Origin of the sequence: Mycobacterium xenopi (assembly GCF_009936235.1) — a bacterium.
In the GTDB taxonomy this organism is placed as follows: domain Bacteria; phylum Actinomycetota; class Actinomycetes; order Mycobacteriales; family Mycobacteriaceae; genus Mycobacterium; species Mycobacterium xenopi.
Genome location: NZ_AP022314.1, coordinates 2,167,908 through 2,180,311, shown reverse-complemented (window position 1 = coordinate 2,180,311; position 12,404 = coordinate 2,167,908). Strand labels below are relative to the sequence as shown.

Genomic DNA, 12,404 nt, shown 5'->3' with positions numbered 1-12,404 from the left:
CAAAATCCCCCTAACACGGACCGTTTCGGGGGATTTTGCGTCTGCTCGCGCCTACATAGTGCGGTGTGGCAGGCTGGACCCGTATCCACCGTTGCGGCGACGCTGTGCCGGAGGCAGCCATGCCCGTCGAGGCTCCAGACACCTCACGTCATATGGAAATGGAGCGCAAGTTCGACGTGGTCGACTCGACGGTGCCGCCGTCGTTCGACGGCATCGCCGCGGTCACCCGGGTAGAGAAGTTACCCGCACAGACGCTGGAGGCGGTGTACTTCGACACCCCCGGTCATGACCTGGCGTTCAAGGGGGTCACGCTGCGCCGGCGCACGGGTGGGACGGACGACGGTTGGCATCTGAAGTTGCCCGCCGGCCCGGATTGCCGCACCGAGGTCCGCGCTCCGTTGGCGGCCCGAGACGGCGACGACGAGGTCCCCGAGGAGTTGGTCGACGTGGTGCGCGCGATCGTGCGCGACCGCCCGCTGGCTCCGGTCGCGCGGATCACCACCGTCCGCCAGGTGCGCGTGATGTATGGCGCCGACGACGCTGTGCTGGCCGAGTTTTGCGACGACCAGGTCACGGCCTGGTCGGAGGGGTCCGGCGGCGGCGAGCCTACCGAGCAGCGATGGCGTGAGTGGGAATTGGAGCTCCGCAACACCGACACCGCCGGTGTCGAGCTGCTGGAGCGGCTGAGCAACCGGCTGTTCGACGCCGGGGCGGTGCCGGCCCGGCACGGATCCAAGCTGGCGCGGGTGCTCGCGGTGTCCCGGGACGGCGAGCGGGAACCTCCCGCCGACCCAGTGCAGCAGGCGCTGGCCGAGCAGGTCGACAATCTGCTGGTGTGGGATCGCGCCGTGCGCGCCAACACCGAGGACGCCGTCCATCAGATGCGGGTGACCATCCGCAAAATTCGAAGCCTGCTTCAGGCCGCGCAGGACTCGTTCGGCCTGTCCGACAACACCTGGATCCTCGACGAACTTCGGGAGCTAGCCGCGGTGCTGGGCGCGGCCCGTGACGCCGAGGTCCTCGCCCAGCGTTACCAGCAAGCACTCGACCACCTGCCGCCGGAGCTGGTGCGCGGACGTGTGCGAGAGCGTCTTGTCGACGAGGCCCGGCGCCGCTATGAGACTGGGCTGCAGCGATCGTTGACGGCACTGCACTCGCAGCGATACTTCCGGCTGCTCGACGCGCTGGACGCGGTGGTCGCGAAACCACCGGCGGCTTCACCCGAACAGGCGCCGGTGACCATCGACGCCGCCTACCAGCGGGTACGCAAGGCCGCTAAGGCCGCGGCCAAGGCCACCGAAGCCGAACGCAACGACGCGTTGCACCGAATCCGCAAGAGGGCCAAGCGACTTCGCTATATGGCGGCGGCGATGGACGCGACGAAGGTCGCAGAGCAGGCGAAGGCCATCCAAACCTTGCTCGGCGATCACCAGGACAGCGTGGTCAGCCGGCAGCATCTGATTCAGCAGGCCGACGCCGCGCACGCCGCCGGCGAAGACACCTTCACCTACGGTTTGCTGTACCAGCAAGAGGCCGACTTGGCCGAAAACTGCCGCCGCCAGCTGGAACCCGCACTGCGAAAGCTCGACAAAGCCTTGCGCAACATGCGGCGCTAGGCCGGGGTGGTGGTCCCGACAGGGGCGGACGAGTTGGCCTGTAAGCCGGATTCTGTTCCCCGCCACCGCGAATAGCGGCAGCGGGGCGGCGACCATCCATCTGGACACACCGTCACCGGGTGCCTCAAGCGGCCTACCCGCAGGCTCGGGCGAGCAACCCTCAAGCGCCTGCGCGACCGCACCGGGTGCGGTCTTCTTGGCCTTGCTTCGGGTGGGGTTTGCCTAGCCATCCCGGTCACCCGGGATGCTGGTGCGCTCTTACCGCACCGTTTCACCCTTACCACCGCGAAGGTGGCGGTCTGTTTTCTGTGGCACTTTCCCGCGGGTCACCCCGGGTTGCTGTTAGCAACCACCCTGCTCTGTGAAGTCCGGACTTTCCTCGACTCGCCTGGTCCTGCGGACCAGGGAGAGCCGCGGCCGCCCGGCCAACTCGTCCGCGACCTTCCACCGTACTCGGCGTGCGCTGCCGGGACCAGCCGTGACAGTCAACCCTCGCCCAGCCGCAGGCATTCCGCGATCGGCCCAGCTGTGGGTTTAGGTTGTCGGTAACAACCGTGACCAGAGCACACGAGGACGGTGTCCGGCGATGCCCTCCACCCGGTGGCACACGCGCGTCGACTCCGCCGACTGGGAAGCGATCGCCGCACACGTCAACGACTATGGCGGCGCGCTGCTCCCCCGCCTGCTTACCCGCGCTGAGGCGGCTCGGCTGCGCACGCTCTACGCCCACGACAAGCTGTTCCGCGCCACCGTCGACATGGGGCGCCACCGCTACGGCGCCGGGGAATATCGGTACTTCCGCGAGCCGTATCCCGAGCCGATCGCGTGCCTGAAAGAGGCGCTGTATCCGCGGCTGCTGCCGATAGCCCGGGATTGGTGGGGCAAGCTCGGCCGGGGCAACCCGTGGCCGGACAGCCTCGCTGACTGGTTGAACACCTGCCACGCTGCAGGTCAGACCAGGCCGACCGCCCTGCTGCTGAAGTATCGCACCGGCGACTGGAACGCTTTGCACCGAGACCTCTACGGCGAGTTGGTGTTTCCCCTTCAAGTGGTGATCAATCTCAGCGACCCGGACACCGACTACACCGGCGGCGAGTTCCTGCTCGTCGAGCAGCGGCCGCGGGCGCAGTCCCGCGGCACCGCAACACAGCTGCCGCAGGGACACGGCTACGTGTTCACCACCAGAGACCGGCCGGTGCGGTCGGCGCGAGGCTGGTCGGCGGCACCAGTGCGCCACGGTGTCTCGGTCGTTCGCTCCGGCGAGCGGTATGCGCTGGGGCTGATCTTTCACGACGCGGCCTGAAAAAGCGAGCAACAGTTGCTCATACTGTTGCCCATCAGTCGGATAGGTGCCAGGCTGACACCATGACCTCAGAACGTAACGCGCAGGACTACGTCGACCAGACCATGATGGGGGTCGCGGAACCACAGCCGATGTACAAGGCACTGCGCGAGTCCGCCCCGGTATTCCGCTCACCACAGGCGGTGGTGCTCAGCCGGCTCTCCGACATCGAGATGGCGCTCAAGCACACCGAGCTGTTCTCGTCGAACATGGACGCGGTCGATCTGGGTAACCTGCGGCCGCTGATCCCGCTGCAGATCGATCCACCTGAGCATGCGAAGTACCGGCGGATCCTTGATCCGCTGTTCACCCCGCGCGAGATGGCCCGGCGGGAACCGGAAGTCACCAAGCTGGTGAACGAGATGATCGACGGCTTCGCCGATCGCGGCGAGTGCGACTTTCACGCCGAGTTCGCGGTGCCGCTGCCGTGTACGGTATTTCTCCAGCTGCTCGGGCTGCCGCTGGAGGACTTGGACAAATTCTTGGCATGGAAGGACGGTGTGATCCGCCCCGAGGGGGTGCGGGGCTACGAAAAGCACGGGCAGGCGGCCGCACCCGCGGCCCGGCAGATCTACGACTACTTCGAGCGGGCCATCGACGACCACATCGCCCATCCGCGTGACGACGTGCTGTCAGCGCTGATCGCCGCGGACGTGGAGGGTCAACCGCTGTCGCGTGAGGAGCTTCTCGACATCTGCTTCTTGTTCCTCATCGCGGGGCTCGACACCGTCACTGATTCGCTCGACTGCTTTTTCGTCTACCTGGCGCGCCATCCCGAGCAGCGCCGGCTGCTCGTCGAGCAGCCCGACATCCTGCCCAGCGCCATTGAAGAGCTATTGCGTTGGGAGACACCGGTGCCGGGGGTTGCTCGGGTCGCCATGCAGGACGTCGAAGTCGGCGGATGCCCGATCAGCAAGGGCGAGCGGGTCAGCCCGTTGCTCGGCGCGGCCAACACCGACCCGGCCGAGTTCCCCGACCCCGAGGTCGTCGACTTCCGGCGTAACCCGAACCGGCACCGTGCGTTCGGCGCGGGCCCGCACCGCTGCCTCGGGTCGCATCTGGCCCGCATGGAGCTTCGGGTGGCTTTGCACGAGTTCCACCGCCGCATCCCCGATTACGAGATCCCGCCCGGGACCGAGCTCAAATACACCCGAGGACTGCGATCGGTGGAGGCGCTGCCGCTGACCTTCCCCGTCGGCACACCATGAAACGCGCCGGCGACGATGCAGAGCGAAGCGATGAGGAGGAGCGGCGCCAATGGTGCGCGCCGGCGACGATGCAGAGCGAAGCGATGAGGAGGAGCGGCGGCAATGGTGAAAGTGATCGTCGATCCGGATCGCTGTACAGGACATGGACGCTGCTACAGCTTGGCGCCTGAGGTCTTCGACGCCGACGAGTGCGGGCATTCCGTCGTGCGCGTTGCCGACGTGTCGGGCCCGCTTGAGGAGCAGGCCGCCAATGCTGAACAGAACTGCCCGGAGCAAGCGATCACGCTGTCTCGCTGAAACACACCACGCTGCGTGCGCCGCGACCCGCGGCCATGTCGGTAAACGCGGCTTCGACGTCGTCGATGCCGATGCGCCGCGTTACCAGCGCCTCCAGGTCGAGTCGGCCGCGCAACGCAAGCTCGACAAGGACCGGAATGTCGCGGGCCGGATCGCTTGCCCCATAGACGCTGCCGCGGATCGTCTTGCCGTCGGCCATCAGCGACAGCGCGGAAAACGTCACCGCCTCCTCGATGTCGGCCGCACCGACGATCGTCACCGTGCCGCCGCGGCGGGTGGCGTCGTACGCGGCGCGGATGGTGACCGGCTTGCCCACCACCTCGATCGCATGATCCACCCCGATGCCCCCGGTGAGATCCCGGACCGCGCTGACCACGTCGACCTCGGCCGCGTCGATGGCATCGGTGGCGCCGTTGACCGTCGCGGCGGGAAGCTGTCCTGCCGCTCGGTCCGCGGCGATGATTCGTGCCGCACCGGCCATCCGTGCGCCTTGGATCGCAGCCAAACCGACTCCGCCGCAACCGATTACAAGAACGCTCTGGCCCGGGCGGACGGCCGCGCTGCGTATCACCGCTCCGACCCCGGTAGTGACCCCGCACGCCAGCAACGCGGCGTGGTCCAGCGGCAGCGACCGATCGATCGGCACCACCGCGGCGGCCGGCACCAGCGTGTGTTCGGCCAGGGTCGCCGCGCCCATCGACGGCCACACCGGGCCGGCCGCACTCTCGGCGTACGGCTCGCCGAACGCGTGGGCGATGCCTTGCGGGCACAGGTGGGCCTCGCCGCGCAGGCAGTACGGGCAGGAGCGACACGGCACGTTCCAGGTGAGCACCACGTGGTCACCGGGGGCCACTGCGGTGACATCATCGCCGATCTCGGTGACGACGCCTGCGCCCTCGTGCCCGAGGGTGCAGGGCAGCAGCGCCGGCATGCCGCCATCGCGCACCGACAAATCCGTATGGCAGACGCCGCTCGCGGCCACCTGCACCCGCACCTCTCGACGCCCGACCGGCCGCAACGTGATCTCCTCGACCGCACTCGGCTGGCCGGCCGCCCGCAGCACGACCGCCTTCACGGCAGGCCATCTGAGATCCGCGTCACAGTGACTTACCATGGCGTGACCGCTGGACCAGGTCAAGCGGGGTTGCCGCCAGGTCGCGCCGGGGAAGGGAGACACCCATGACCACGTCGGCGAAAGCACCCGCGCAAGCCGCGGCGGTGCTCACCATCGGCGGCCGGCCGCAGGAAGGCGGCGCGGGCACTTACCTCGTGCACAATCCAGCGCGACCCGCCGAGACCGTGGGCCAAGCTCCCGCCGCCGATCACGCCCAGCTCGACGCCTCGGTGCAGGCGGCGCGCCGAGCGGCGCCCGCGTGGCGGGCACGCGATGTCGGCGACCGGGTCGCTGCCGTGATCGCTGCGGCGACCACAGCGTCCGAACAGCTCACCGCGCAGGACACCGCGCGGCTCTACACGCGCGAGCATGGCAAGGTGCTGTCGGAGGCTGGCTCGGAAATCGCCATGGCGCCGGCCGTCGCATCAATCCTGGCAGCCATGGCGGAAACGGCGCTCGCACCCGAGCAGGTCGACCCGGCGTCGAGATATCCGCGGTTGCACCGCGAGCCCTACGGCGTTGCCGCCCTTGTGCTTCCGTTCAATTGGCCGCTGGCCGTGTCGATGACCAAGTTGACGTCGGCGCTGACCGCGGGCAACACCGCGGTGGTCAAGGTGCCACCGACATGCCCGCTGGCCGCGCTGCAGTTCGGCGCGGCGTTCGCCGCCGCGCTGCCGCCCGGGGTGGTGAACATGCTGGCTGGGCCCGGGCACGAGCTGGGCCAGGCGCTGGTCAGCCACCCGGGCATCGACGTCGTCTCGCTGACCGGCGGAGTCGCCACCGGCCGCGCGGTCATGGCGGCCGCCGCGCAACGGCTCACGCCGGTGCTGCTCGAGCTCGGCGGCAACGACCCCGCGATCATCGCGCCCGATCTCGACATCACCGACCAGCTGGTCGACCAGCTGGTGACCGCGACCTACACCACCTGCGGCCAGGTGTGCATGGCCATCAAACGGCTCTACGCCCCCAAGCGGCGCGTCGGTGAGCTGGCCGACGCGGTGCTGGCCCGGTGCGACCGCGAGGTGGTCGGCGACGGCTTGGCCGACGAGACCACTCTGGGCCCGTTGCACACCGCGGCCGGACGGAATCGGGTTGACGCCCTAGTCGCCGACGCCAAGGCCCACGGGGCGACAGTGCGCACCGCCGGCCGGATCCGCGACGCCGACGCCGGTGCCGGGGGCTACTTCGTGCTGCCGACCGTGGTCACCGATTTACCACCCGACTCGGCGCTGGCCACCGAGGAGCAGTTCGGTCCGGTATTGCCGATCTTCGGCTACGACAACATCGACGAGGCGGTGGCCGCAGCTAACGCCACCGAGTTCGGGTTGACCGCGTCGGTGTGGTCGGCTGACGAGGCGCTGGCCGACCGTGTCGCCGAGCAGCTGGTCGCCGGCACGGTCAGCATCAACTGTCACGGGATGGCGGCGCAGGATCCGCGGCTGCCATTCGGCGGCGCGCGCCAGTCGGGCCTCGGCCGAGAGCTCGGGGTCGAGGGCATCCGGGCCTTTACCCAGCCGCGGGTGTTCGTGCGCCAACCGGTGCCCCGGTAGTCGATCCGGTATCAGACCGCAGATGAACCCTGTATGAGCCATCTATACTCATTGCATGAGTAAGCGACTGCAGGTTCTCCTCGACGAGGAAGAGTGGGAACAGCTGCAGAAGATTGCACGCCGGCACCGAACGACCGTCTCCGAGTGGGTCCGTCGCACGTTGCGCGAAGCACAGGGGCGCGAGCCGGGCAGCGACCTCACCGCCAAACTGCGCGCTGTTCGGACCGCGGCGCGCCATGAGTACCCGACCGCCGACATTGCCCAGATGCTCGAGGAGGTCGAGCGCGGATACACGGCGACTTCTTAACTGCGACCGTGATCCTCGTCGACTCGAACGTGCCCATGTACCTAGTGGGTGCCTCTCACCCGCACAAGCTGGATGCGCAACGTCTGCTGGAATCGGCACTGTCCACCGCCGAACGGCTGGTGACCGACGCCGAGGTACTGCAGGAAATCTGTCATCGGTATGTAGCAATCAACAGGCGTGACGCGATCCAGCCCGCGTTCGATGCGATCCTCGGCGTGGTGGACGATGTGCTGCCGATCGGGCGCACCGAGGCAGAAGAGGCAAAGGACACGCTGTTGCGCTACCAACGCTTGTCCGCGCGGGATGCGCTGCATATCGCTGTGATGAACCGCCACAACATCGCTCAGTTGATGAGCTTCGACCGCGGCTTCGACGTCTACCCGGGAATCAAGCGACTGTCCTGACCGACCGAGGAATAGTCAGAGCCCGATGATGACGATGCCGACGCCTACCACGATGGACACCGCGAGAGACACCAAGAGAAAACTGACGAACCTTTCCTTTGCCGAAGAGGCGCGGGTTCTTCAGCGCCGGAACGGCGAACCCGGTGAGCAGGCCGAGCAAAAACAAGACCAGGCCAAGCGTGAACAGCACTGTCTGCATGGTCGAACCCTATGCGCAGCTGCGGGTCGTGGATTTCCGCCTCAGGCTATAGCTGCTGCCACACCGATTGTGTTCTCGGTCGGCGGGCAGACCCCCGGCACTGACCGCGTGACGGCCGCGGGCGTTCGTGCGCCAACCGGTGCCCCGGTAGTCGATCCGGTAGTCAATTCGGTAGTTGATCCGGTATTGACTTACAGCGGAAACCGACGATAGTCATCAGGTATGGCGTTGCTGCCAGACCCCGCTCCCCGGAAGCGTCAGCACGTCGTGATCTCTGTCGACGACCACGTCATCGAGCCACCCGACATGTTCGATGGCCGACTGCCGGCCGCGCTGGCCGAGCGGGCCCCGAAGGTCGTCGAAACCGGCGACGGGCGCCAGGTCTGGCGCTACGAGGACGGCGAATACCCCAATGTGGGGCTCAATGCGGTGGTCGGTCGGCCGCCCGAGGAATGGAGCATGGAGCCCGCCCGGTTCGACGAGATGCGGCGCGGTTGTTGGGACATCAAGGCCCGCATCGCCGACATGGACTTGGCAGGCATTTGGGCGTCGCTGAACTTCCCGTCGCTGATCGCCGGGTTCTCCGGCACGGTGTTCTGGAAGAGCAAGGACCCCGAGCTGGGGCTGGCGGTGCTGCGGGCGTGGAACGACTGGCATCTGGAGGTCTGGGCCGGCAGCTTCCCGGAGCGGATCATCCCGCTGCAGCTGCCGTGGCTGGCCGACCCGCAGCTGGCCGCCGACGAGGTGCGCCGCAACGCTGAGCGCGGCTTCAAGGCGGTCAGCTTCCCGGAGCTGCCGGCCCAGTGCGGACTGCCGAGCCTGCACACCGGCGTGTGGGATCCGTTCTTCGCCGCCTGCGAGGAGACCGACACCGTGGTGTGCCTGCACACCGGGTCGGCGCAGTGGGCGCCGATTCCCGCGCCGGACACCCCATTCGAGACCATCACCACGTTGTTTCCGGTCAACGGTTTGGTGGCCTGCGCGGACATGCTGTGGTCCGGTGTGCCGGTGCGCTTCCCACGGCTGAACATCACCCTGGCCGAGGGCGGGCTGGGCTGGGCGGCCATGCTCGCCGACCGGGCCGATTACGTGCTCGCCCATTCGGCGTCGGGACGCGATGCCGGGTCCTGGAAAAGTGATCTGTTGCCCAGCGAGGTGCTGCACCGCAACTTCTGGTTCTGCTCGATCGACGATCCGCACGCTTTCGGGGCGCTGGATGCGATTGGGGCCGACCGCATTCTGGTCGAAAGCGACTATCCGCACGCCGACTCTACGTGGCCGGACACCCAACAGGTGGTGGCGCGCAACGTCGCGGGCTTGTCCGCCGAGGACGCCGCGCGGATCACGCACCGCAACGCCGCCGAGCTTTTCCGCCACCCGTTGCCGGATATCGGCTGGCTCAAGGAGGGGCCATGCTAGACCTGCTAGTCCGTGACGCCAACATCGTCGACGGCACCGGGGCACCAGCTCGCCGCGGTGCGGTCGGTGTTAAAGACGGGCGCATCGCCGCCGTCGGCGACATCGATGAGCTGGCCTCGAAAACTGTTGATGCGCAAGGTTTGACCCTTGCACCGGGATTTGTCGACCTGCACACCCACTACGACGCGCAGCTGTTTTGGGACCCGACCGCCAGCCCGTCGGTGCAGCACGGTGTCACCACGGTCTTCGGTGGCAATTGCGGGTTTACGCTGGCACCCGCGGCGGCCGGTCAACAGGATTACCTGACCCGGATGCTGGCGAGGGTGGAAGGCATGCCGCTGGATGCATTGCGGGCCGGGCTGGACTGGCAGTGGTCCTCGTTCGGTGACTGGCTCAAACGGCTCGAGGGCCATACCGCCGTCAATGCCGGGTTTCTGGTTGGGCATTCGGCGCTGCGGCTCGCGGTGATGGGCGACGACGCAGTCGGCGGACAGGCCAGCGACGAACAGATCGAACGCATGGTGAAGTTGCTCGAAGATGCGCTAGCCGATGGGGCGCTGGGGTTTTCGACGTCGCAGTCGCACACCCACAACGACGGCGCCGGCCAGCCCGTGCCGTCGCGTGCCGCATCCCGCGACGAGCTGGTGGCCCTGGCCGCCGGTGTGCGCGGTCATCCAGGCACCACGCTCGAAGCGATCGTCCCTGGTTGCCTGTCCGGCTTCACCGACGACGAGATCGCGCTGCTCACCGAAATGTCGCTGGCCGCCGACAGGCCGCTGAACTGGAACGTGCTGGGGGTGTCGGCGGCGAACCCCGCTGGGCACAAGGGGCAACTGCGGGCCTCCGAGGTCGCCGCGCAGCGCGGCGGGCGGGTGGTGGCGCTCACCTTGCCGCACACCATGAAGATTCGGCTGTCGTTCTTGACCGGCTTTGTGCTCGACGGGTTTCCGGGCTGGCGCGAGACCATGCATCTGCCGGTGCCCGAGCGGCTCAAGGCGCTCGCCGATCCGCAGGTGCGCCGCCGCCTCAACGAGGGTGCCCAGTCGGAGGAGGCCGGCGTGCTGCGGGGACTGTCGCAGTGGGAGCGGCTGATCGTCGTCGAGACGTTCGCACCCGAAAACGTTGACGCCACTGGGCGTTCCGTGGGTGAGGTCGCTGCGGCACGCGGTGCTGAGCCGTTCGACACGTTGTGTGACATCGTGGTTGCCGACGAACTGCGCACCGGGCTGAGCCCGCCGTCGACCGGCGACGACTCCGCTGACTGGCGGGCACGCGCCGAGGTGTGGCGTCACCCCCACGCGGTCATCGGCGGCTCGGATGCCGGTGCCCACCTCGACATGATGTGCGGTGCGATCTATACCACGTCGCTGCTCGGGCGTGGCGTGCGCGACTACCAGGTGGTGACGCTTGAGGAAGCGGTGCGGCTGATCACCGATGTGCCCGCCCGGCTCTACGGGCTGCGCCACCGGGGCCGGATCAGCCCGGGCTGGCACGCCGATTTGGTGCTGTTCGACCCGGCGACCGTCGACCACGGGCCCGAGCGCACCCGCTACGACCTGCCTGCCGGGGCGCCCCGTTTGGTCGCCGACGCCCAGGGCATCAGCTCGGTGTGGGTCGGCGGCGTCGAGGTCTGTCGCGACGGCGCGGCCACCGGCGCGATGCCGGGTACGGTGCTGCGGTCGGGGCGTGACACCGACACGGTGACGGCGTCGTGAACCCGGCCGTCGACGAATTCGACCCGGCCGAACTGCAGGGCGGGCTGCTCATGCAGGTGGAGAACGTGCACGAGCGGCTGCGCGAAGCGCGGACGAAACATCGTGTGATGGTGGGCAATCCGTTTACCGAGACGGCCAGCCACACCCTGGGGGTGGCGGGGGTGACGGTGCTCGGCTACGACGAATGCCAGGCGGTGCTCACCAACCCCGACAGGTTCTCCTCGTCGATCTATGAGCAGATCATGGGCCCGGTGATGGGGCGCACCCTGCTGGAACTGGAGGGCGCCGAGCACCGCGCCAGCCGCGCCCTGGTGTCGCCGTCGTTTCGTACCACGCTGCTGGAGCGGTGGCGCAGCGAACTGGTGGAGGTGGTGGTCGACGAGCTCATCGACCGGTTCGCGCCGCGCGGGCGCGCCGAGTTGGTGCGCGAGTTCACCTTCGCGTTTCCGGTCCAGGTCATCGCCCGAATCATGGGCTTACCGCGCGCGGATTACCCGCGCTTTCAACGGCTCTCGATCGAGCTGCTCAACGTGGTTTACGACTGGGATCGCGGTATCGCCGCCTCGGCGGCGTTGAAGGAGTACTTTGCGACGGTGCTTGCCGAGCGGCGCCGCGACCCACAAGACGACCTGATCAGCACGCTGGCGCAGAGCGAGATCGACGGCGCCCGCTTGACCGACGACGAGATCTTCGCGTTCCTGCTGCTGATTCTGCCGGCCGGCGTGGAGACGACGTATCGGGCTTCCGGCAACCTGCTGACCGCGCTGCTGTGTGAGCCCGCGCTGCTCGACGCGGTGCGCGCCGACCGTGTCCTGGTGCGCGGTGCCCTCGAAGAAGCATTGCGCTGGGAGCCGCCGATCACCTCGGTCATGCGGGTGGCGGCCCGCGACTGCGTGCTCGACGGCGTGGAGATCCCCGCGGGCACCAACGTCAACGTCAGCGTCGCCGCCGCCAACCGGGACCCGGCGCGCTACCCGGACCCGGACCGTTTCGACCCGACCCGAAAAAACATCGCGCACTTGACATTCGGCGGGGGGCCGCACTTGTGCCTGGGCATGCATCTGGCGCGGATGGAAGCCAGCGTGGCGATCAACGCGCTACTGGACCGGTTGCCGGATCTGCGGCTAGACCCGAACGCACCGAAGCCGCGGGTCGTCGGGGTGGCGTTCCGGTCGCCGGTCGCGCTGCCGGTGAAGTTCACCCCTGCCCCATGAGAGCCGCGGACGTCGGCCC

At 68.1% G+C, this 12,404-nt stretch carries 11 protein-coding genes, 1 other RNA gene and 1 pseudogene; 10 read left to right on the top strand and 3 right to left on the bottom strand.

Annotation, left to right across the window (positions count from 1 at the left end; all coding sequences use genetic code 11):
- The first annotated feature begins 119 nt into the window (after positions 1 to 119).
- Positions 120 to 1,616 carry a CYTH and CHAD domain-containing protein gene (locus MYXE_RS10110; protein ID WP_085196066.1) on the top strand — a complete coding sequence of 499 codons (1,497 nt, stop codon included), beginning with the start codon at positions 120 to 122 and terminating at the stop codon, positions 1,614 to 1,616.
- A 25-nt stretch (positions 1,617 to 1,641) separates the two neighbouring features.
- On the opposite strand, the gene rnpB is transcribed toward MYXE_RS10110, so the two are convergent.
- An RNA gene (gene rnpB / locus MYXE_RS10105) (RNase P RNA component class A) lies at positions 1,642 to 2,049 on the bottom strand.
- A gap of 153 nt (positions 2,050 to 2,202) precedes the next feature.
- Here rnpB and MYXE_RS10100 point away from each other — a divergent pair.
- The 3 genes from MYXE_RS10100 (at position 2,203) to MYXE_RS10090 (ending at position 4,463) form a co-directional block, all read left to right on the top strand.
- Complete coding sequence (locus tag MYXE_RS10100; protein WP_085196068.1) at positions 2,203 to 2,919, top strand: 2OG-Fe(II) oxygenase; 717 nt, start codon at positions 2,203 to 2,205, stop codon at positions 2,917 to 2,919.
- A gap of 62 nt (positions 2,920 to 2,981) precedes the next feature.
- The gene (locus tag MYXE_RS10095; RefSeq protein WP_003918802.1) at positions 2,982 to 4,166 is read left to right on the top strand and encodes a cytochrome P450; all 1,185 of its coding nucleotides are present in this window, start codon (positions 2,982 to 2,984) and stop codon (positions 4,164 to 4,166) included.
- A gap of 102 nt (positions 4,167 to 4,268) precedes the next feature.
- Complete coding sequence (locus MYXE_RS10090) at positions 4,269 to 4,463, top strand: ferredoxin (protein ID WP_003918803.1); 195 nt, start codon at positions 4,269 to 4,271, stop codon at positions 4,461 to 4,463.
- On the opposite strand, the gene MYXE_RS10085 is transcribed toward MYXE_RS10090, so the two are convergent.
- Positions 4,447 to 5,538 carry a Zn-dependent alcohol dehydrogenase gene (locus tag MYXE_RS10085; RefSeq protein ID WP_197904892.1) on the bottom strand — a complete coding sequence of 364 codons (1,092 nt, stop codon included), beginning with the start codon at positions 5,536 to 5,538 and terminating at the stop codon, positions 4,447 to 4,449. The genes MYXE_RS10090 and MYXE_RS10085 overlap by 17 nt on opposite strands.
- 104 nt (positions 5,539 to 5,642) lie before the next feature.
- On the opposite strand from MYXE_RS10085, the gene MYXE_RS10080 reads away from it, so the two are divergent.
- Genes MYXE_RS10080 through MYXE_RS10070 form a run of 3 tightly spaced genes read left to right on the top strand, consistent with a single transcriptional unit; the run spans position 5,643 to position 7,838 of the window.
- Positions 5,643 to 7,127: an aldehyde dehydrogenase family protein gene (locus MYXE_RS10080; RefSeq protein ID WP_085196072.1), complete on the top strand. Its 1,485-nt coding sequence runs from the start codon at positions 5,643 to 5,645 to the stop codon at positions 7,125 to 7,127.
- A gap of 55 nt (positions 7,128 to 7,182) precedes the next feature.
- Positions 7,183 to 7,434: a ribbon-helix-helix domain-containing protein gene (locus tag MYXE_RS10075; protein ID WP_003918807.1), complete on the top strand. Its 252-nt coding sequence runs from the start codon at positions 7,183 to 7,185 to the stop codon at positions 7,432 to 7,434.
- An 8-nt stretch (positions 7,435 to 7,442) separates the two neighbouring features.
- Positions 7,443 to 7,838 carry a type II toxin-antitoxin system VapC family toxin gene (locus MYXE_RS10070; protein ID WP_085196074.1) on the top strand — a complete coding sequence of 132 codons (396 nt, stop codon included), beginning with the start codon at positions 7,443 to 7,445 and terminating at the stop codon, positions 7,836 to 7,838.
- A 15-nt stretch (positions 7,839 to 7,853) separates the two neighbouring features.
- Here the strand turns inward: MYXE_RS10070 and MYXE_RS10065 are convergent.
- Positions 7,854 to 8,037: pseudogene (locus MYXE_RS10065) on the bottom strand (hypothetical protein).
- Between the two features lie 222 nt (positions 8,038 to 8,259).
- On the opposite strand from MYXE_RS10065, the gene MYXE_RS10060 reads away from it, so the two are divergent.
- The 3 genes from MYXE_RS10060 to MYXE_RS10050 are packed head-to-tail and all read left to right on the top strand — an operon-like array spanning position 8,260 to position 12,385.
- A complete protein-coding gene (locus MYXE_RS10060; protein WP_085196076.1) occupies positions 8,260 to 9,456 on the top strand; it encodes an amidohydrolase family protein in 1,197 nt (398 codons plus the stop codon).
- On the top strand, positions 9,450 to 11,171 hold the full coding sequence (locus MYXE_RS10055) for an N-acyl-D-amino-acid deacylase family protein (RefSeq protein ID WP_085196078.1): 1,722 nt from the start codon (positions 9,450 to 9,452) through the stop codon (positions 11,169 to 11,171). The genes MYXE_RS10060 and MYXE_RS10055 overlap by 7 nt, the downstream gene beginning before the upstream one ends.
- Complete coding sequence (locus MYXE_RS10050) at positions 11,168 to 12,385, top strand: cytochrome P450 (protein ID WP_085196080.1); 1,218 nt, start codon at positions 11,168 to 11,170, stop codon at positions 12,383 to 12,385. The genes MYXE_RS10055 and MYXE_RS10050 overlap by 4 nt, the downstream gene beginning before the upstream one ends.
- Positions 12,386 to 12,404 lie beyond the last annotated feature (19 nt).

Coding starts and splice junctions, on each gene's coding strand:
- MYXE_RS10090 (WP_003918803.1), top strand. CDS start 4,269: ATGGTGAAAGTGATCGTCGATCCGGATCGCTGTACAGGACATGGACGC.
- MYXE_RS10095 (WP_003918802.1), top strand. CDS start 2,982: ATGACCTCAGAACGTAACGCGCAGGACTACGTCGACCAGACCATGATG.
- MYXE_RS10055 (WP_085196078.1), top strand. CDS start 9,450: ATGCTAGACCTGCTAGTCCGTGACGCCAACATCGTCGACGGCACCGGG.
- MYXE_RS10060 (WP_085196076.1), top strand. CDS start 8,260: ATGGCGTTGCTGCCAGACCCCGCTCCCCGGAAGCGTCAGCACGTCGTG.
- MYXE_RS10100 (WP_085196068.1), top strand. CDS start 2,203: ATGCCCTCCACCCGGTGGCACACGCGCGTCGACTCCGCCGACTGGGAA.
- MYXE_RS10075 (WP_003918807.1), top strand. CDS start 7,183: ATGAGTAAGCGACTGCAGGTTCTCCTCGACGAGGAAGAGTGGGAACAG.
- MYXE_RS10080 (WP_085196072.1), top strand. CDS start 5,643: ATGACCACGTCGGCGAAAGCACCCGCGCAAGCCGCGGCGGTGCTCACC.
- MYXE_RS10110 (WP_085196066.1), top strand. CDS start 120: ATGCCCGTCGAGGCTCCAGACACCTCACGTCATATGGAAATGGAGCGC.